Source organism: Epilithonimonas arachidiradicis (assembly GCF_003610695.1).
Classification (GTDB): Bacteria; Bacteroidota; Bacteroidia; order Flavobacteriales; family Weeksellaceae; genus Epilithonimonas; species Epilithonimonas arachidiradicis.
In genome coordinates this window covers 34,917-52,115 of record NZ_RAQH01000001.1, presented here as the reverse complement: position 1 = coordinate 52,115, position 17,199 = coordinate 34,917, and the positions used below count along the sequence as shown (strand labels likewise).

The window sequence follows — 17,199 nt, the reverse complement described above, 5'->3', positions numbered from 1 at the left end:
AAAATGGACAATTCATTACTTATACAATATATTATAGTTGGCGTTATCATTTTAGCTGCAGTTTATGCGATTGTCCGAAAATTCTCAAAAACGTTTTCTAAGAAAGACAAAGGAAAAAACTGTGGGCCTAATTGCGGATGTTCTTAATCCAGAATGTTTTTAGTATTTTAGTTTTAGAAAATTAGAACTAAACAATGCGGATTCTTGCTATTATTTTGCTTCATTTCTGCATTTTTACACTTGCACAAAATGACAGCATTAATAATAATGTGATTTCTTACGATGAAAAATTGATGCTTCGACTAAATATTGATACGAATACAAATGAACTCGTCATCACATCCAAAGACTTAAGCATTACTCCAAGATTAGCACTCAACAATCAAATTAATACAACGATTGGCATCGATTACAAATTCGTAAGTGCAAGCATATCTTTTGCGCCAAAATTTATAATCGGAAACAATAATCACCTAAAGGGAAAAAGCAGTTTTACCAGTTATACTTTCAGATTTTTTCCAAAAAACTTTATCCAGACAATTTCTTACAAAAACAGCAAAGGTTATTATTTGAGAAATACACAGGATTATATTGATAACTGGAGAAAAAATAGAGATCCTTATTTGACTTTTCCTAATTTGAGGTTTCAGAGCTTCGGAGGATCCACTTCTTACATTATTAATAAAGACTTTTCCTTGAAAGGAATTTACTATCAAAAAGAATGGCAAACGAAAAGCAGTGGAAGTTTCGTTCCTGCTTTCAATTATGAATATGTTATATTCTCCGACATTCAGAATGATATAAAATCTCGTGAAAAACGTTTGGATCTGAGTGTAGATTTGGGTTATCATTACAATTATCTTCTTACAGAAAAAATCAATATTGCGCCTTATTTATATGGTGGATTAGGAAAAAAATGGAGCAATTATAAAAATGATGTCAATCAAAGTGAAAGAGATAAAGCTAACTATTTCACTCAAAACTTTGGCGCCGGACTTCATTTGGGTTACAATTCAGAGAAAATATTTTTTGGATCCAAGTTCAATTACGCTGGAAATCATTATAAAGATAATGGTTCAAACATTTATGAAAATGATTTCTACGTTCTCTTTTTTATTGGTTATAGATTGAATCCGCCAGCTAAAGTGAAGAGAATTTATGATAAAATTAAAGACAAAATCCCAGCGTTGTAATCTTAAGTTAAAACTCAAATCACTTCTTTTTAATACATTTGCAATCAGAAAAAAAACCTTAAAATAAATGTCATTAATAAAATCAATCTCCGGAATCCGAGGTACTATCGGCGGAAAAGTAAATGATAACTTGACACCGCTTGATGTGGTAAAATTTGCTTCGGCATTCGGAACTTGGCTTCAGAATAATAAAAATAAAAAAAACTTAACCCTAGTTATCGGAAGAGACGCGAGAATCTCTGGTCAAATGGTTTCTTCTTTGGTCGCTTCTACATTGCAAGGTTTGGGAATTAATGTAATTGATTTAGGTCTTTCTACAACACCAACCGTAGAAGTAATGGTTCCTGAACTGAAAGCTGACGGCGGAATTATCCTTACTGCTTCTCACAATCCAAAACAATGGAACGCTTTGAAATTACTGAATGATAAGGGCGAATTCATCAACGGAGAAAACGGTGCAGAAGTTTTGGCTTTGGCAGAAAATGAAGATTTCAATTATGCAGAAGTGGATGATCTGGGAAAATATGAAACCAGAGAAGACGGTTTTGATATTCATATTCAGAAGATTTTGGAATTGCCAACTGTAGATGTAGAAGCAATAAAAGCTAAGAAATTCAAAGTAGTTTTGGATGCGGTTAATTCTACGGGAGGAATTTCTATTCCACCACTTTTGGAAAAATTGGGTGTTGAAGTGGTGAAGTTATATTGCGAACCAACAGGACATTTCCCGCACAATCCGGAACCTTTGAAAGAGCATCTTGGCGACATCTGCGACTTGGTAAAAAAAGAAGGTGCAGATATGGGAATCGTCGTGGATCCGGATGTTGACAGACTGGCTTTGATTGATGAAAAAGGTGAAATGTTTGGCGAAGAATATACGTTGGTTGCTGTTGCAGATTATCTTTTGAAGCTGAAAAAAGGGGTTGCTATTTCTAATCTTTCTTCAAGTCGAGCTTTGAGAGATGTTGCGAAAAATCTGGATTCAGAATATTTTGCAAGCGCTGTCGGTGAAGTTAATGTAGTTAACCTGATGAAAGAAAAAAATGCTGTAATCGGAGGCGAAGGAAATGGTGGTATTATCTATCCTGATTTGCATTATGGAAGAGATTCTTTGGTTGGTGTTGCATTATTCCTGACTCATTTAGCAAAAGAAAACAAAACGGTTTCTGAACTGAGAGCAGGTTATCCGGCCTATTCTATGGGCAAAAAGAAAATCGAATTGACTCCTGAGATTGATGTTGATGCTTTGTTGGTGAAAGTTCAGGAAGAATATAAAAACGAAGAAATCTCAACAGTAGACGGCGTGAAAATCGATTTTGCAGAAAATTGGGTTCACTTGAGAAAATCTAATACAGAACCGATTATCAGGATTTATACCGAAGCTTTTTCTCAGGAAGAAGCAGATAAACTCGGAGACGATATGATTGCGAAAATCAGAAGTTTGATATAAAATTAAAGGAAGCAATTTGCTTCCTTTTTTATTTTGTAATATTTCTAAGAATATTAATATTCCATCTTTCTCAACTTCTTAGAAGTCGCTCCAATAAACAACGCAGTCAAAACTGTCATTGTTCCACCAAAAACTACAGAACGTACAACGCCCATTAATTTTGCAGTCAATCCGCTTTCAAATTGTCCCAATTCATTACTCGACATTATGAAAATCGAATTCACGCTCAGAACCCTTCCTCGGATTTCTTCAGGCGTTTTCAACTGGACAATTGTCCCTCTAATCACAACACTTATTCCGTCCAACATTCCGCTCAGAACTAAGAATCCGAATGACAGCCAATACATTTTCGACAATCCAAATCCGATAATACACAATCCAAATCCAGTTGCTACACAAAGCAAAATTTTTCCTTGATTTTTCTTCAATGGAATTAATGATAAAGTAATAATAATCAACATCGAACCAATATCAGAAGCTGCATTCAGCAATCCAAAACCTTCCGAGCCCACCTTCAGAATATCGCTTGCAAAAACTGGAATCATCGCCACGGCTCCACCAAAAAGAACCGCAAACATATCCAGCATTTGAGCGCCTAGAATTTCCTTCGTTTTATAGATGTAAGCCAAGCCTTCCTTCATACTTTCGAAGACTTTGACGTCCTTCTTTTTGTTTTCAGATTGTTGTTGATTAATCGTCCAGAAAAATAAAGAAGCGAGAATCATACTACAAACAATCACCACCAAAGTCCATTTTATCGTAATCAAAGCAATCAAAAAACCACCTAAAGCGTGTCCTGAAACAGATGCAATTAGAAATGTTGCTTGATTCAGCGTCACAGCGTATGGCAAATTTTCCTGCTTTACAATCCTCGGAATCATACTTGGAACCAATGGGCCAAGAAACGAACGGGAAATTCCTGTAAAAAAAATAACTACATAAATAAAATATGTGATCTCGTGTCCTGTAAAATGCATCCTGTGTCCTAAAAATGCAGGAATCAAAAGCAGGCTTATCAGAATGACATAAACATAATTACAAATCAACAGCAGTTTTTTCTTCTCGTTCATATCGATAATATGACCGGCATAAAGTGCGCAGGAAACCGCAGGAATCACTTCAGAAAGTCCAATCAAACCAATGGAAAACGGGTCTTTTGTCAACTGATAAACCCACCAACCTAGCAAGGTTGCGAGCATCCTGAAAGCAATAATCAGGAAAAATCTTCCTGTAAGAAGATGACGAAATTCTATATTTTTTAAAACTCGAAGTGGTGTAAAAGAAATCATTATGCAAAAGTAGTCGTTGTACGCCAATTACTTCCACATAAAGCCCTAAATTTTTAGGCGCTTAATCCCGCTTTCCGTTACAATCTTTTCCTTTTCAAAAAAAAGCAAAAGGATTTTCACTGCAATCGGGGCTAGTCAGAAAACTTTGTCATAAAAAAAACGATTCAACTTTATCAGGCTAAAACGTTCTCAATTATAAAACTTAGTAGTAATAATAATCAGATGTAGAATTGTTAACTAAAGCGGCGATTAGCGCAACAAAACCAGCTACACCCACAACGGAGCCAACAACAATAGCAGTTGTTCCTTTAGAATTATTCTTTTTGATGACTCTTATATCATTTTTTGCAATAGTCACTTCTTGGTTATTAGTAACGCCGACAATTTTGTCATCTTCTACAGCAGAAACCCGAACTTTGTATTTAGGTTTATTGTTCTCGTAGAATGTATATCTTTTTCCTGTTTCGACTGCAGAAAAATCATTCTTATTGATATTGTTTCTGTAGATAGCTGTCGTGCAAGATTGTAAAAGCAGGAGCAAAGAAATAAGAAAAGAAAAAGTTTTCATTTTAAATTTAGTTTCGCCAAATATACTGCAATTTTCCTATCATTTGCCAGGCGCGGAATTTTATTTTGCCCACCTAATTTCCCTTCAGATTTAGCATAATCCTGAAAAGCATTTTTCTTCAGTTTTGTAATGACTAAAGGTTGCAGAATATTTCCGGAAATCAAATCATCGTAATAAGTATTCCGTTGTCTGAGTTGCAAATCCAATTCAGCTTTGAAGGCTTCAAAATTATCTGGTTCTTTTTCAAACTCAATAAACCACTCGTGGTAAGGCAGACCTTCAGTGGGATTGACTTCTGGCGCTAGGTGAAATTCTGTAATCTGAGTAGGAAATTTTTCAACCGTAGCTTTCAAAGCTTCTTCCACTTCAAACGCAATCACGTGTTCTCCAAAAGCAGATGTAAAATGTTTCGTTCTTCCACTTACCAAAATCCTGTACGGATTTTTATCAATAAACCGTACAACATCTCCAATCGAATAAGCCCAAAGTCCGGAATTAGTCGTCAAAATTAAAGCGTAATCTTTATTAAGTTCAACGTTTTTCAATGTTAATCGTTCTGCATTTGGTTTCCCGTATTGTTCGAGTGGAATAAATTCGTAGAAAATCCCGTGATTGGTCAAAAGCAATAATCCTTCTTTTGTATAATCATCCTGAAACGCAAAAAAACCTTCCGAAGCAGGAAAAGTCTGAACGATGTCAACAGGTTTTCCCAACAATTCGTTCATCTTATCACGATAAGGTTCATAGTTTACTCCACCTGTAATAATCAGTTGAAGATTCGGAAAAATTTCAGTGATTTTTTTGTTGTGTCTGTCAATCAGTTTTTCAAAGTACATAATTAACCAAGGTGGTATTCCGGAAATCAAAGTCATATTTTCGTTCTCGGTTTCTTCCACGATTTTGTCTACTTTGGTTTCCCAATCTTCGATACAGTTGGTTTCCCAGCTTGGTAATCTGTTTTTCTGAAGGTAATTTGGAATGTGATGCGCAACGATTCCTGACAATCTGCCGGTTTTTACTCCATTGACTTCTTCCAGCTCGGGAGAGCCTTGAAGAAAGATCATTTTTCCACCAATAAAATCTGCATTATTTTTTTTCTCGATGTAATGGAAAATCGCACTTTGAGCAGCTGCAATCTGAAAGGGCATTGCTTCTTTGGAAATCGGGATATACTTGGAGCCTGAAGTTGTTCCAGACGTTTTTGCGAAATACTCCGGCAAATCTGGCCAAAGGATTTTGGATTGTCCTTTTTTGACTCTCTCTATGTATGGTTTCAGATCTTCGTAATCTGCAACAGGAACTTTATTTTGAAAATCTACAATGGTTTTGATAGTTTCAAATTGATGTTCTCTTCCGAATAATGTTTTCTCCGCCGTTTTGACCAAATCCAAAAGTAAATCCTGCTGATCTTTGATTGCATTGGTTTTAAAAATTTTGGATTTTTCGATATGTTTTTTTGCCCAAATGAGCGCAATGTTTTTCTTGATGAAATTTAGCATTGATAAAATTTTCAATTGTCAAATTTAGAGCTTTCTTGTAAATTTATGTATGTGTATATTTTTTAAACACAAAGTCCGCAAAGATTCTTTTTACATTAAATGTTTTAAGGTCACAAAGGCGCTTCGCTAAGATGAGTTTGAATGACTAATGTTGTTTTTATGTTGAAAGTTTGTTTTACGTTGAATCCGCAGCCCGACTTGAGCGGAAATCCTTTTTACGCAACGAAGTGGAGTGAAAAGATTGGGAGCGGAAGGGGGATTAAGCTGCCCAAATCAATATTAAATATCAGACAATTAAATATTTGCAATTAATGTTGTAATTTACAAACAAAATGTTTACTTTTGCACCTCGAATAATTATAAAAATTTATAAACAATGTTTGCAATTGTAGAAATAGCAGGGCTTCAATACAAAGTTGAGCAAAACCAAAAGTTGTTTGTGAACCGTTTGAAAGGAGATAAAGGTGCGAAAGTTTCTTTTGACAAAGTTCTTCTTACTGTGAACGGTGCAGTAACTGTAGGTGCCCCGGCTGTAAGCGGTATCACCGTAGATGTAGAAATTCTTGACCACGTTCAGGCTGACAAAGTAATCGTTTTCAAAAAGAAAAGAAGAAAAGGTTATGCTAAGAAAAATGGTCACAGACAGCAATTAACTCAAATTTTGGTAACTGGTATTACTGGATTTGACGGTGCGAAAAAAGAGGCTAAAAAAGCTGCTCCTAAGAAAGCTGCTAAAGCTGAAGTAACAGAAACCAGCGAATCTGCTGAATAATTTTTAATCCAAAAAAGCTTAAAATAAAATGGCACACAAGAAAGGAGTCGGTAGTTCCAAAAACGGTAGAGAATCTCACTCTAAAAGACTAGGTGTTAAGATTTTCGGAGGTCAAGAAGCTATTGCCGGTAACATCATCATCAGACAAAGAGGTACGCAACATCACCCAGGTGAAAATGTTGGTATGGGTAAAGATCACACTTTGTTTGCATTGGTAGACGGTAAAGTAGTTTTCAGAAAGAAAGCAAACAACAGATCTTTCGTTTCTGTTGAACCAAACGCATAATCAACAGCGTTTTATAAAAAATAAAAGATCCCGGCTTTTCAGTCGGGATTTTTTTACGATTATGTTTCCTCTTTTACATCAACTCTAATTGTTCTTCTGTGAATTCCATATTATGGAAAACATTCTGAACATCATCATCTTCCTCAAAGCGCTCCAACATCTTCATATTGGCCTTGAACTGGTCGTCGGTCATTCCTTTGGTATTGTTAGGAATTCTTTGTAATTCGGCACTTTTTGCCTCGATTCCAAGTTCGTCTAATTTATGAGACATCGAACCGAAATCTTCGAATGCTGTTGTAATCAAAACTTCATTTTCGTCCTGGTCAATTTCTTCTGCGCCACCGTCAATCATTTCCATTTCGAAATCATCCCATTCGGATTTGATTTGAGACTTTTCAATAGTGAAAATACCTTTTCTGTCGAAGATAAAAGCTAATTCACCATTCTTACCAAGGTTACCGTCAAACTTGTTGAAAATTGCCCTAACGTTCGCTACAGTTCTTGTTGGATTATTAGTTGTACATTCTACAAAGAAGGCAACTCCGCCTTGTCCGTAGCCTTCATAAGTGATTTCTTCATAATTTTCCGCATCAGCCCCACTTGCTTTTTTGATTGCTCTTTCGACATTATCTTTTGGCATATTAGCACCTTTGGCATTTTGAATACATCTCCTCAATGCAGGGTTAGATTCAGGATCGGTTCCACCAGCTTTTACTGCCAAGGCAATATCCTTTCCTATTTTTGAAAATGTTTTAGCCATCTTATCCCATCTGGCCATTTTTGAAGCTTTTCTATATTCGAACGCTCTTCCCATTTTATGATTATTTATTTGTGCAAAAATACTGAATTATAGAAATAAAAAAAATACCCCCAATTACTTGGAGGTATTTTTATTTAGAAATAATGATTAATTATTTTCTTTTTTTAGTAGCTTTCTTTTTAGCTGGAGCTTTCTTAACTACTTTTTTCTCTACAACTGGAAGATCTGATTTTTGAAGAGCTTCCCAAGCAGCGCCATTTACAGCCTCTACTACAACTTTTCTATCAGCTTGTCTTTCAGCATCAGAAGCTTTTTCAGAAACTTTAGCATCTCTTTCTCCAACTCCAACTGATTTCAATTGGCTTGCAGATACACCTTGAGCTTCTAACGCAGCAACTACAGAAGCAGCTCTTTGTCTAGATAATTTCAAGTTATAAGCTTCAGCTCCTTTAGCATCTGTGTGACCAGTTACTAGGAATGTTGCATCTTTAGCTCCTTTAAGGATCTCAGCAGCTTGATTAATTTTACCTGCAGATTCTGGTCTTAATGTAGCTTTGTTGAAATCGAACAAGATGTTTGTTAGAGCACCTGTTGCTTCAGTAGCATAAGCAGAAGCTGGCTTAGGACATCCTTGATATTCTGGAAGACCTGGAACTGTAGGACAAGCATCATCTTTATCTAATACTCCGTCACCATCAGTATCTGGCCAAGGACAACCTTTGTTTTCTGCTGGACCAGGAACGTCAACACAAGCATCATCTTTATCTAATACTCCGTCGCCGTCAGTATCTGGCCAAGGACAACCGTTGTTTTCTTTTGGACCAGCTACATCTGGACATTGATCATCGATATCTGGGATACCATCTCCATCTGTATCAGGACATCCTTGGAACTCAGGTAAACCTGGTGTATCAGGACATCTGTCATCTTTATCTGGAATTCCGTCTTTATCTCTGTCTGTATTACCGAATCTGAACAATAATGAAGCAGAAGCTTGCCAGAAGTTAGCAACACTAGACTTATCTACAGGAGTAGTTACATAATCCCCTTGAACACCTAAACCAAAGTTTTTAGTTACCCAGAAATTAATACCTGCACCTGTACTAACAGTAAAGTGATTTGCTTTTCCTGTAAGATCTCCGTCTTTGTTATATGCTGAGTAAACTTCACCTGATTTAGTATCAGTTGTTGGGAAGGTAAGACCTGTATAATCATGTCTCAGGTAGTTAGCACCAACTCTCAAATATGGATCAAACCAAGATTCTTCATCCCAAAGAAGACCAGCTGCTTTGAATTGAACCCCAAGACCTGTCATTAAGAAGAATTCTTTATCCATTCCAAATCTCTTGTTGTCAACATTCCCAACAGTAGTTTGCCAGTCAAGAACGATTCCTTTGCTAAGGCTTCTTGCAACAGTTAGTTTAGATAATGGTGGCGTAATTGAATACTTAGAAACACCAAATAAGTTTTCTTTAAAATTGTTGAATGAGAACGTATTGCTGAAATTGTTTCTTTGAGCAACGTGATTCACTCCATGAGCACCTACTCCTATTACCCACTTATTGGTAGTAGTTTGTGCGAAAACAGTAGAGGCAACAGTAAGCGCCAATGCTGAAATTCCTAATTTTAGATTTTTCATAGAATTAAATGATTAAATAATTGATAATGCAAAATAAATATAATTTTTCTTTATAAACAAAGTTTTTTTAGTTTTTCTTTAACAATCGCTGGATGTTTACTTTATTTTCTCTGTCCTTTATAGCCTCTCTCTTATCATACAGTTTTTTACCTCTGGCAAGTGAAATGAGCAATTTTGCTTTTCCGTTATTGTTGATATAGAGCTTCAAAGGGATTATCGTATTCCCAACATCCTTTAACTTTTTTTTAAGTTTTTGCAATTCGTAATTATGCAGTAGCAACTTCCGTTCCCTTTTTGTTTTATGGTTGTAAAAAGTCCCTAACTTATACTCATCTATCATCATATTAATGATATACAATTCATTGTCAATAAACTGGCAAAAGCTTTCTGTAATGGATGCTTTGGAAGAACGGAGCGATTTTATTTCAGTTCCAGTCAATACAATTCCGGCTTCATATTCTTCCAGGATTTCATATTCAAAACGGGCGCGCTTGTTAAATATATTAACAGATTTTTCGATTTTAACTTTCATATGTTAATGATTGGTGACACTTCACTATCCCAACTAATTTTCGTAATTTCGCAGACAAATTTACAAAACTATATGTTAACAGTATCTAATTTATCACTACAGTTCGGGAAGAGAGTTCTCTTTGACGAAGTTAATATAAAATTCACGAAAGGAAATTGTTATGGGATAATCGGGGCTAACGGCGCCGGGAAATCTACATTTCTTAAAATATTAAGTGGCAAGCAGGAGTCTACTTCCGGTAATGTTTCTTTGGAGCCGGGAAAAAGAATGTCTGTTCTGGAACAGGATCACTTTGCTTACGATAACTTCACAGTATTAGAAACCGTTCTTAGAGGAAACAAAAGACTTTTCGAGATCAAAGAAGAGATGGATGCACTTTATGCAAAAGAAGACTTTTCTGATGAAGATGGGATCAAAGCGGGAGAACTAGGTGTTATCTATGACGAAATGGGCGGCTGGAACTCGGAAGCCGATGCACAAACAATGCTTTCTAACGTTGGAATCAAAGATGATATGCATTGGCAAATGATGTCAGAATTGGAAAATAAGGACAAGGTAAGAGTTTTGCTAGCTCAGGCATTGTTCGGAAACCCTGATGTTTTGATTCTGGATGAGCCTACCAACGACTTGGACATCTCAACTATCGCTTGGTTAGAAGACTTCCTTGCAGATTATGAAAATACCGTAATTGTTGTCTCTCACGACCGTCACTTTTTAGATGCCGTTTGTACACACATTGGAGACTTAGATTATTCAAAACTGAACCTTTATACCGGTAACTATTCTTTCTGGTATCAGGCTTCTCAGTTGGCAACAAGACAAAGAGCCCAGGCTAATAAAAAAGCAGAAGAAAAGAAAAAAGAATTACAGGATTTCATCGCACGATTCAGTTCAAACGTTGCTAAAGCTAAACAGGCAACTGCACGTAAAAAGATGATCGACAAATTAAATATCGATGATATCAAACCATCTTCAAGAAGATATCCAGCCATCATTTTCGATATCGAAAGAGAAGTTGGTGATCAGATTCTGGATGTAAAAGGACTCGAAAAAACAAAAGACGGTGAGTTACTGTTCTCAAACATCGATCTTAATCTTAAAAAAGGAGATAAAGTAGCGGTAATTTCCAGAAACTCATTGGCGATTACCGAGTTTTTCCAAATCATTTCCGGAACTACGGAAGCGGATAAAGGAACTTACAACTGGGGCGTAACTACGAACCAGTCTTATATGCCTTTGGATAACACGGATTATTTCCAGGACGATGTTAACTTGGTAGATTGGTTGAGACAATTCACCAAGAATGATGAGGAAAGACACGAGGAGTTTATGAGAGGTTTTCTAGGAAGAATGTTATTCTCCGGAGATGAAGCGCTTAAATCCTGTAAAGTTCTTTCCGGAGGTGAAAAAATGCGTTGTATGTTCAGTAGAATGATGCTTCAGAAGGCGAATGTCCTTCTTTTGGATGAGCCAACCAACCACTTAGATTTGGAAAGTATTACCACTTTGAACAACTCCTTAAACAACTTCAAAGGCAACATTTTGTTATCATCTCATGACCACGAATTGTTGGAAACCGTTTGTAACAGAATCATCGAGTTGACGCCAAAAGGAATCATCGACAGAGATATGACTTACGACGAATACCTTGGAGACAAAAAAATCAAAGAATTACAAGAGCAGATGTATTCTTAAATGAAGTAATTTGGGCGTCTTTATCCGTCCTCCGCTCCCGCTTTTTTGTCTCGTCTCAGGAGACAAGACAAAAAGAGCTCCGCTCAGGCCGGGACGCGCTTCGCAAAATAGAACAATTTGTCAACAAAACAAATTTTCGTCAAAATCAAAATTAAAAAAGCGTTTCATCATGGAACGCTTTTTAATTTTAGAGAAATATCGGTAATAATGAAAATCTTTTGTCAAGACTCAACATAGGTGTGTTGATGTTTTGGCTGATGCTGACTTATCCTAATGGTGAAAGTACTTTGAAATGGAAAATGGAACTCTACATAATTTGAATAAAAAATAATCAAATTAAATAACACATAGAAATAAATTCGATTACTTTTCTACCAGTCGTCTGTGGTAATTGATTTGCCCGAGATGATAATTGAGATGTGTGGCAAGATGAACCAGAAAATATTCTGTTGAGGTTTTTTCACCTAAAACCAAAAGCGGATAATCTTTTTTCAACTCCTCATCAGATACAGATTTCAAAGAATTTTTAATTATCACAACCGTATCATTCAAATCAGCAACGATTTTTGCTCTCGGAACATTCTTATCCGCAAATTCCAAATCCCTGTTTCGCACATAATCAAAGTTTCCAATTTCTTTTCCAATGTAAGTTTTGAGATTGCCAATAAGATGCAAAGCAAGATTTCCTGCAGAATTAGAAATATTTCCTTCAACTTTCCAAATATTAGATTCCGATTGATAGAGATTAAGCTCTTCAATGACTTTATTGAGATCTCTTTCAAACAATGAGTTTAAGGTTTCAGACAACATCGGTTTTAATTTTTGATTCTAAGGTCAGAAATAATGAGTTTGTGGCGATCACAATCTTCAAAGCAGATGCCGTTTTCTTTCCAGTAAGGGTTTTTCGGTTGCAGAATGGGAACTTTATGAGATTCAAGATTGGCAACAATCTTCTGGAATTCTTCCAAAGTCTCAGGATAAAAAACTAAAATATCATCTTCATCAGATTGAGATTGAGGAACATTGCCATCCTGAGTAAACTCCAAATGCCAGTTTTCATTGTCCTTGCCAAGAAAAACACCATCATAACCGTTATGGTCTTTAAAATCTCCAAGAACTTTAAAGTCCAAAACTTTAGTATAAAAACCAATCAACTTCTCCAGATTCTGAGTATGTCTTGCGTATCGGAAAACCATTGGATTTAGAAATTAATGAAAATAAAAATCGTCCAGCTTTTCTTCACAAAGCGTTTTCACCACATTCACCCAACTTTGTTCCTCATTCAAACACGGGATATAATCGAATCTTTCACCGCCACCGTGAAGGAAGATTTCCTTGCCTTCTTCAGAAATTTCTTCCAAGGTTTCGAGACAATCGGAAACGAAAGCCGGGCAAACTATTGCCAGTTTTTTGATGCCTTTCTTGCCAAGACCTTCCAAGGTTGCGTCGGTATAAGGTTCCATCCATTTATCTTTTCCGAGTCTGGACTGGAAAGTGACTAACGCCTTTTCTTTCGGAATGCCCAGTTTCTCACAAACTAACTCCGTCACTTTATAGCATTGGTGTCTATAACAGAATTTGTGCGAAGGATTATCCTCTTTCTGACAGCAAGTATTCATATTGCAGGTTTTCGTAGGGTCGGTTTTGTAAATATGACGTTCCGGAACACCGTGATACGAAAACTGCAACAAATCAAAATCCGCAGGCAGTTTTTCTTTGATACTTTCTGCAAGAGCATCAATGTAAATCTCGCGGTCGTAAAACGGTTCTACATAATTAATTTTAATGTCTGGAAAGAATTTTAGTCGAACTTCCTCGGCTTTGTCAATCACCGTTTCCGTCGTGCTCATTGCGTATTGAGGATAAAGCGGGAACAAAGTAATATTTGTAACACCTTGGTCTACCAATTCCTGAATGCCGGTTTTGATTGATGGCTCCGCATAGCGCATTCCCAGACCAACCGGAACATCCACTAATTCCTGAAGTTTTTCCTGCAGTTTTTTTGAAATCACAATCAAAGGCGAACCTTCATCCGTCCACACCGTTTTGTAAGCTTCTGCCGATTTCTTAGGTCTGGTTTTCAGAATGATTCCCTGAACCAATAATGCTCGGAAAATCCAGCGATAATCGATGACTTTTTCATCCATTAAAAATTCGTCGAGATATTCTTTAACATCTTTGACATCCGTTGACTTCGGTGAGCCGAGGTTGACCAAGAGAATTCCTTTTTTGCTATTGACTGTCGGTTGTTGGTTGTTGGTTTCCAATTTGAAATTATTTTATTCTTTTTCGGAAGTCAATCAACTGACAACCGAAAACTATCAACTAAATATTATCCGTTTACTGCTTCCACATTCTCCACCAATTCCGGAACGAATTGTTTCAGAATACTTTGGATGCCGTTTTTCAAAGTCGCTGTAGAAGACGGACAGCCGCTGCACGCGCCCTGAAGCAGCATTCTTGCGGTTTTATTTTCGCCGTCGTATTCGATCAGTGAGATTTTTCCGCCATCATTTTCCACAGCTGGCGCCACATATTCGTTCAGGATGTCGCTGATTTTTTGCTCATCGTCCGTATATTCTCTGTTGATGATTTTCAGAACAGGATTCTCGTGCTGATGCGGTTCCAGATTAGAAATCTTTTTTCCGGTTTGTAGAAATTCGGCGATGAAAGAACGAACCTGATTCATAATCTCGTGCCATTGGAATTGCTCATCCTTGGTTACGGCTACGAAATTGTCACTCACATACACTTCCTTCACAAAATCAAAAGCGTCGTATAATTCTTTTGCCAAAGGCACTTCATCGGATTCTTCCTTAGATTTCACTTCGATAAAACCGTCCATAAGCATCTTGCTGGAGATGAATTTCATCACGGCAGGATTCGGGGTCATCTCCGAATAAATTTGGTAAGCTTCTTTTCTTTTCTGAAGATAGATTCTTGGATTCGCAAGCAATTCGTCTTCGATGATGTTCTTCAGGCTTTCTGCCACGTGTTCCCATTCTACCGTATCTTCTTTCGCTACCGCAATAAAGTTGGCAGTGATGAAAATCCTGTTTACAAAAGGATAGTTGAACAATTCCTGAGCTAACGGAATTTCGGAAACGTCAGAGTCTCTGTCCAGTTCCAATGAACCGGGAATCAAAGTGTAGTCCGTAACGAACTTCATCACTTTTTTGTTTTCCGTAGGTTCTATAATGATTTCTCTCATTTTAAGTATATTGAACTACAAAAATATCGTAATTTGGTGGAAGAAAAAAGCTGACAAATCCCAATGTTGTGTTAAGTTTTGATTATGAGAAGCTTTGTGGATTTTCGATTTTTTCTATGAGACTGATTTCCGTCGATTGGTACACGAAATTTGTACAGAATTTGGAATTGCGCCCCGGCCTGAACGGAGCTCTTTTTATTTTTTCTTTGGAAAAATAAAAAAGCGGGAGTGGAGGACGGATAAAGGCGCCCGAATAAATACCACTCAGAAAATCAATTATCATTTATTAATTATCAATTATAAAATATGGCAATTATTAGAGAACTTTTAGGCAAGACGCCTCAGCTCGGAGAGAATACTTTTGTGGCAGAAACCGCAGTGATTATCGGCGATGTGACGATGGGGAAGGACTGCAGTATTTGGTACAATGCGGTTTTGAGAGGCGATGTTCATTTCATCAAAATGGGCGATAAAGTGAATGTTCAGGACAATGCGATGATACATTGTACGTATCAGAAAAGTCCGACCACGATTGGGAATAATGTATCGATTGGTCATAATGCAATTGTCCACGGCTGTACCATAAAAGATAATGTCCTGATAGGGATGGGCGCCATTGTAATGGATGACTGCATCATAGAAAGTAATTCGATAGTTGCGGCTGGCGCAGTTGTGACAGCGAATACGGTTATAAAAGAAGGCGAAATCTGGGCGGGCGTCCCGGCAAAAAAAGTGAAAGACGTTTCCCAAAACCTGATTACAGGCGAGATTGACAGAATCGCTAATAATTATGTTAAATACTCCAGCTGGTACAAAGAAGACTAAGTTGGTACAAAGATTGAATCTCCCAAGAAAATTAAGGAATGAAAAAACTTAACTCTTTTTGGGAAGTTCTCAAACAAACCTTCAACGAATGGATGTCTTCAACTGCGGCCAAGGATAGCGCCAGTATGGCTTATAATGCGATATTTTCTTTGCCTGGTTTGATGATTATCGTGATTTGGGTTGCGGGACATTTCTTTGGCGAAGAAGCTGTGAATGGTGAAATCCGAAGACAACTGCAAGGCATAATGGGATATGACGGCGCCAAAAGCATTCAGGATATTATCAAAAGCGCAATGGTTGATAAGCAGAATTTCTGGATGAAAGCGCTTGGTGTCGGGACTTTGGTTTTTGGTGCCACCAGCTTATTTTTCCAGATGCAAAGTACACTCAACAATCTTTGGGATGTGGAAGCAGCTCCTAAAAAAGCCTGGCAAAAATTTATTCTGGATAGAGCCAATTCCCTTGGGATGATTCTAATTATTGCCTTTCTTCTTCTTATAAGTATGCTTTTATCTTCCTTAATTGGACTCGCCAATAATTTGATTACGCAATATTTCGGATTGGAAACTTATGTGATTATCCAGGCAAGTAATTTTATTCTGGGATTGGCTATTGTAACAGTTTTGTTTGCTTTTATGTTCAAAGTGTTGCCCGATGTGGAAATCAAATGGAAATCTGTGTGGATTGGCGCAATAGTAACTGCTTTACTTTTCAATCTTGGAAAAATGCTGATGAGTTTCTACTTCGATGTTTCTAAGCCAACTTCCATTTTCGGTGCAGCGGGAACTGTGATCCTATTGATGATGTGGATTAATTATTCTTGTCAATTGATATTTTTCGGAGCAGAGTTTACCAAGATTTATGCCTATAGAAAAGGGCACACCATCGTTCCTTCCAAACACGCCAAATGGAGTAAAGAAAAATTATACAGAGATTCTGAAGCGCAAAAGATTACGCCTCAGAATTCGGATTCTAATATTTAAAGACAGGATTTCCGTTTTCACACTCGATTTTTTCGGGTGGTAATATCAACATACAATCTGACACCAGGTTGTATTTTTTATTATATTCTGTTGATTTCTGATTATACAAATTAACTTTTTCAAGAAACTTGGCTTCATCTATTTTTGTCGAATAAGCAATATAAGAAACTGGTCCACCGCAAGCTTTTACACCTAGACCAACTGATTTCCAATCAGCGGAATTGGTGCATTTTTCACTTTTTGCCATTGCGAGAATTTCTGATTTTAAATTTTCCATTTCCTGCGCTTCCTGCTGTGTCAGACTTGCATTATCCGGATTTTCTTTTGGCCTTTCAGGAAGAGGTTTTGGGAGATTATCTGGTGTCATGGTTGATTTACAAGAGAATGAAATTGTTGCAATAGCGGCTAAGAACAATAGATTTTTCATAAATTATTTTTAAAATCGGTTATCAAATATAATGCCTATAAATTTAATAATTGCAGAAATAAAATGGTAT

At 36.9% G+C, this 17,199-nt stretch carries 19 protein-coding genes; 8 read left to right on the top strand and 11 right to left on the bottom strand.

The genetic code is table 11. From position 1 onward, the window contains the following. The first annotated feature begins 3 nt into the window (after positions 1 to 3). The 3 genes from BXY58_RS00270 (at position 4) to glmM (ending at position 2,643) form a co-directional block, all read left to right on the top strand. Positions 4 to 147: a FeoB-associated Cys-rich membrane protein gene (locus BXY58_RS00270; protein ID WP_120211809.1), complete on the top strand. Its 144-nt coding sequence runs from the start codon at positions 4 to 6 to the stop codon at positions 145 to 147. 47 nt (positions 148 to 194) lie between these two features. Beyond that, positions 195 to 1,193: a DUF4421 family protein gene (locus tag BXY58_RS00265; protein ID WP_120211808.1), complete on the top strand. Its 999-nt coding sequence runs from the start codon at positions 195 to 197 to the stop codon at positions 1,191 to 1,193. A gap of 67 nt (positions 1,194 to 1,260) precedes the next feature. Continuing rightward, positions 1,261 to 2,643 (top strand): phosphoglucosamine mutase, encoded by a 1,383-nt coding sequence (gene glmM, locus BXY58_RS00260; RefSeq protein WP_120211807.1) that lies wholly within the window; start codon positions 1,261 to 1,263, stop codon positions 2,641 to 2,643. A 53-nt stretch (positions 2,644 to 2,696) separates the two neighbouring features. Here the strand turns inward: glmM and BXY58_RS00255 are convergent, their stop codons facing one another. The 3 genes from BXY58_RS00255 to BXY58_RS00245 form a co-directional block, all read right to left on the bottom strand. Beyond that, complete coding sequence (locus BXY58_RS00255) at positions 2,697 to 3,932, bottom strand: MFS transporter (protein WP_120211806.1); 1,236 nt, start codon at positions 3,930 to 3,932, stop codon at positions 2,697 to 2,699. A gap of 202 nt (positions 3,933 to 4,134) precedes the next feature. Then, positions 4,135 to 4,500, bottom strand: coding sequence for a hypothetical protein (locus BXY58_RS00250; protein ID WP_120211805.1), 366 nt, complete (start codon positions 4,498 to 4,500; stop codon positions 4,135 to 4,137). Further along, on the bottom strand, positions 4,497 to 5,999 hold the full coding sequence (locus BXY58_RS00245) for a GH3 auxin-responsive promoter family protein (RefSeq protein ID WP_120211804.1): 1,503 nt from the start codon (positions 5,997 to 5,999) through the stop codon (positions 4,497 to 4,499). Before BXY58_RS00245 ends, BXY58_RS00250 begins: the two co-directional genes overlap by 4 nt. 376 nt (positions 6,000 to 6,375) lie before the next feature. On the opposite strand from BXY58_RS00245, the gene rplU reads away from it, so the two are divergent. Together rplU and rpmA are read left to right on the top strand one after the other, a co-directional pair. Next, positions 6,376 to 6,771 (top strand): 50S ribosomal protein L21, encoded by a 396-nt coding sequence (rplU, locus tag BXY58_RS00240; protein WP_120211803.1) that lies wholly within the window; start codon positions 6,376 to 6,378, stop codon positions 6,769 to 6,771. Positions 6,772 to 6,799: 28 nt separating this feature from the next. After that, positions 6,800 to 7,057, top strand: coding sequence for a 50S ribosomal protein L27 (gene rpmA, locus BXY58_RS00235; RefSeq protein WP_007842221.1), 258 nt, complete (start codon positions 6,800 to 6,802; stop codon positions 7,055 to 7,057). A 73-nt stretch (positions 7,058 to 7,130) separates the two neighbouring features. Here rpmA and BXY58_RS00230 read toward each other — a convergent pair whose 3' ends face one another. The 3 genes from BXY58_RS00230 to smpB form a co-directional block, all read right to left on the bottom strand. Beyond that, positions 7,131 to 7,871, bottom strand: a complete 741-nt coding sequence (locus tag BXY58_RS00230) for a YebC/PmpR family DNA-binding transcriptional regulator (RefSeq protein WP_120211802.1) — start codon at positions 7,869 to 7,871, stop codon at positions 7,131 to 7,133. 97 nt (positions 7,872 to 7,968) lie between these two features. After that, entirely contained in the window at positions 7,969 to 9,456 is a 1,488-nt protein-coding gene (locus BXY58_RS00225) for an OmpA family protein (RefSeq protein ID WP_120211801.1), read from the bottom strand. A 67-nt stretch (positions 9,457 to 9,523) separates the two neighbouring features. Beyond that, positions 9,524 to 9,988, bottom strand: coding sequence for an SsrA-binding protein SmpB (gene smpB / locus BXY58_RS00220; RefSeq protein WP_120211800.1), 465 nt, complete (start codon positions 9,986 to 9,988; stop codon positions 9,524 to 9,526). A 72-nt stretch (positions 9,989 to 10,060) separates the two neighbouring features. Between smpB and BXY58_RS00215 the strand changes: the two genes are divergently transcribed. After that, on the top strand, positions 10,061 to 11,683 hold the full coding sequence (locus BXY58_RS00215; protein WP_120211799.1) for an ABC-F family ATP-binding cassette domain-containing protein: 1,623 nt from the start codon (positions 10,061 to 10,063) through the stop codon (positions 11,681 to 11,683). Between the two features lie 363 nt (positions 11,684 to 12,046). Here the strand turns inward: BXY58_RS00215 and BXY58_RS00210 are convergent, their stop codons facing one another. The 4 genes from BXY58_RS00210 to BXY58_RS00195 form a co-directional block, all read right to left on the bottom strand. Further along, entirely contained in the window at positions 12,047 to 12,493 is a 447-nt protein-coding gene (locus BXY58_RS00210) for a DUF1572 family protein (protein ID WP_120211798.1), read from the bottom strand. A 5-nt stretch (positions 12,494 to 12,498) separates the two neighbouring features. Beyond that, on the bottom strand, positions 12,499 to 12,879 hold the full coding sequence (locus BXY58_RS00205; RefSeq protein ID WP_120211797.1) for a VOC family protein: 381 nt from the start codon (positions 12,877 to 12,879) through the stop codon (positions 12,499 to 12,501). Positions 12,880 to 12,891: 12 nt separating this feature from the next. Beyond that, entirely contained in the window at positions 12,892 to 13,950 is a 1,059-nt protein-coding gene (hemH, locus tag BXY58_RS00200; protein ID WP_120211796.1) for a ferrochelatase, read from the bottom strand. A gap of 65 nt (positions 13,951 to 14,015) precedes the next feature. After that, positions 14,016 to 14,894 carry a NifU family protein gene (locus BXY58_RS00195; RefSeq protein ID WP_120211795.1) on the bottom strand — a complete coding sequence of 293 codons (879 nt, stop codon included), beginning with the start codon at positions 14,892 to 14,894 and terminating at the stop codon, positions 14,016 to 14,018. A 306-nt stretch (positions 14,895 to 15,200) separates the two neighbouring features. Here BXY58_RS00195 and BXY58_RS00190 point away from each other — a divergent pair, with 306 nt between their 5' ends. Together BXY58_RS00190 and BXY58_RS00185 are read left to right on the top strand one after the other, a co-directional pair. After that, the gene (locus BXY58_RS00190; RefSeq protein WP_120211794.1) at positions 15,201 to 15,719 is read left to right on the top strand and encodes a gamma carbonic anhydrase family protein; all 519 of its coding nucleotides are present in this window, start codon (positions 15,201 to 15,203) and stop codon (positions 15,717 to 15,719) included. Between the two features lie 38 nt (positions 15,720 to 15,757). Beyond that, entirely contained in the window at positions 15,758 to 16,702 is a 945-nt protein-coding gene (locus BXY58_RS00185; RefSeq protein WP_120211793.1) for a YihY/virulence factor BrkB family protein, read from the top strand. Here the strand turns inward: BXY58_RS00185 and BXY58_RS00180 are convergent. Beyond that, positions 16,692 to 17,129 (bottom strand): hypothetical protein, encoded by a 438-nt coding sequence (locus BXY58_RS00180; protein WP_120211792.1) that lies wholly within the window; start codon positions 17,127 to 17,129, stop codon positions 16,692 to 16,694. The genes BXY58_RS00185 and BXY58_RS00180 overlap by 11 nt on opposite strands. Positions 17,130 to 17,199: the final 70 nt, after the last annotated feature.

Bases quoted from the DNA above. Each gene is read 5' to 3' on its own strand.
- BXY58_RS00270 (WP_120211809.1), top strand. From the start codon at position 4: ATGGACAATTCATTACTTATACAATATATTATAGTTGGCGTTATCATT.
- BXY58_RS00265 (WP_120211808.1), top strand. From the start codon at position 195: ATGCGGATTCTTGCTATTATTTTGCTTCATTTCTGCATTTTTACACTT.
- glmM (WP_120211807.1), top strand. From the start codon at position 1,261: ATGTCATTAATAAAATCAATCTCCGGAATCCGAGGTACTATCGGCGGA.
- BXY58_RS00255 (WP_120211806.1), bottom strand. From the start codon at position 3,932: ATGATTTCTTTTACACCACTTCGAGTTTTAAAAAATATAGAATTTCGT.
- BXY58_RS00250 (WP_120211805.1), bottom strand. From the start codon at position 4,500: ATGAAAACTTTTTCTTTTCTTATTTCTTTGCTCCTGCTTTTACAATCT.
- BXY58_RS00245 (WP_120211804.1), bottom strand. From the start codon at position 5,999: ATGCTAAATTTCATCAAGAAAAACATTGCGCTCATTTGGGCAAAAAAA.
- rplU (WP_120211803.1), top strand. From the start codon at position 6,376: ATGTTTGCAATTGTAGAAATAGCAGGGCTTCAATACAAAGTTGAGCAA.
- rpmA (WP_007842221.1), top strand. From the start codon at position 6,800: ATGGCACACAAGAAAGGAGTCGGTAGTTCCAAAAACGGTAGAGAATCT.
- BXY58_RS00230 (WP_120211802.1), bottom strand. From the start codon at position 7,871: ATGGGAAGAGCGTTCGAATATAGAAAAGCTTCAAAAATGGCCAGATGG.
- BXY58_RS00225 (WP_120211801.1), bottom strand. From the start codon at position 9,456: ATGAAAAATCTAAAATTAGGAATTTCAGCATTGGCGCTTACTGTTGCC.
- smpB (WP_120211800.1), bottom strand. From the start codon at position 9,988: ATGAAAGTTAAAATCGAAAAATCTGTTAATATATTTAACAAGCGCGCC.
- BXY58_RS00215 (WP_120211799.1), top strand. From the start codon at position 10,061: ATGTTAACAGTATCTAATTTATCACTACAGTTCGGGAAGAGAGTTCTC.
- BXY58_RS00210 (WP_120211798.1), bottom strand. From the start codon at position 12,493: ATGTTGTCTGAAACCTTAAACTCATTGTTTGAAAGAGATCTCAATAAA.
- BXY58_RS00205 (WP_120211797.1), bottom strand. From the start codon at position 12,879: ATGGTTTTCCGATACGCAAGACATACTCAGAATCTGGAGAAGTTGATT.
- BXY58_RS00195 (WP_120211795.1), bottom strand. From the start codon at position 14,894: ATGAGAGAAATCATTATAGAACCTACGGAAAACAAAAAAGTGATGAAG.
- BXY58_RS00190 (WP_120211794.1), top strand. From the start codon at position 15,201: ATGGCAATTATTAGAGAACTTTTAGGCAAGACGCCTCAGCTCGGAGAG.
- BXY58_RS00185 (WP_120211793.1), top strand. From the start codon at position 15,758: ATGAAAAAACTTAACTCTTTTTGGGAAGTTCTCAAACAAACCTTCAAC.
- BXY58_RS00180 (WP_120211792.1), bottom strand. From the start codon at position 17,129: ATGAAAAATCTATTGTTCTTAGCCGCTATTGCAACAATTTCATTCTCT.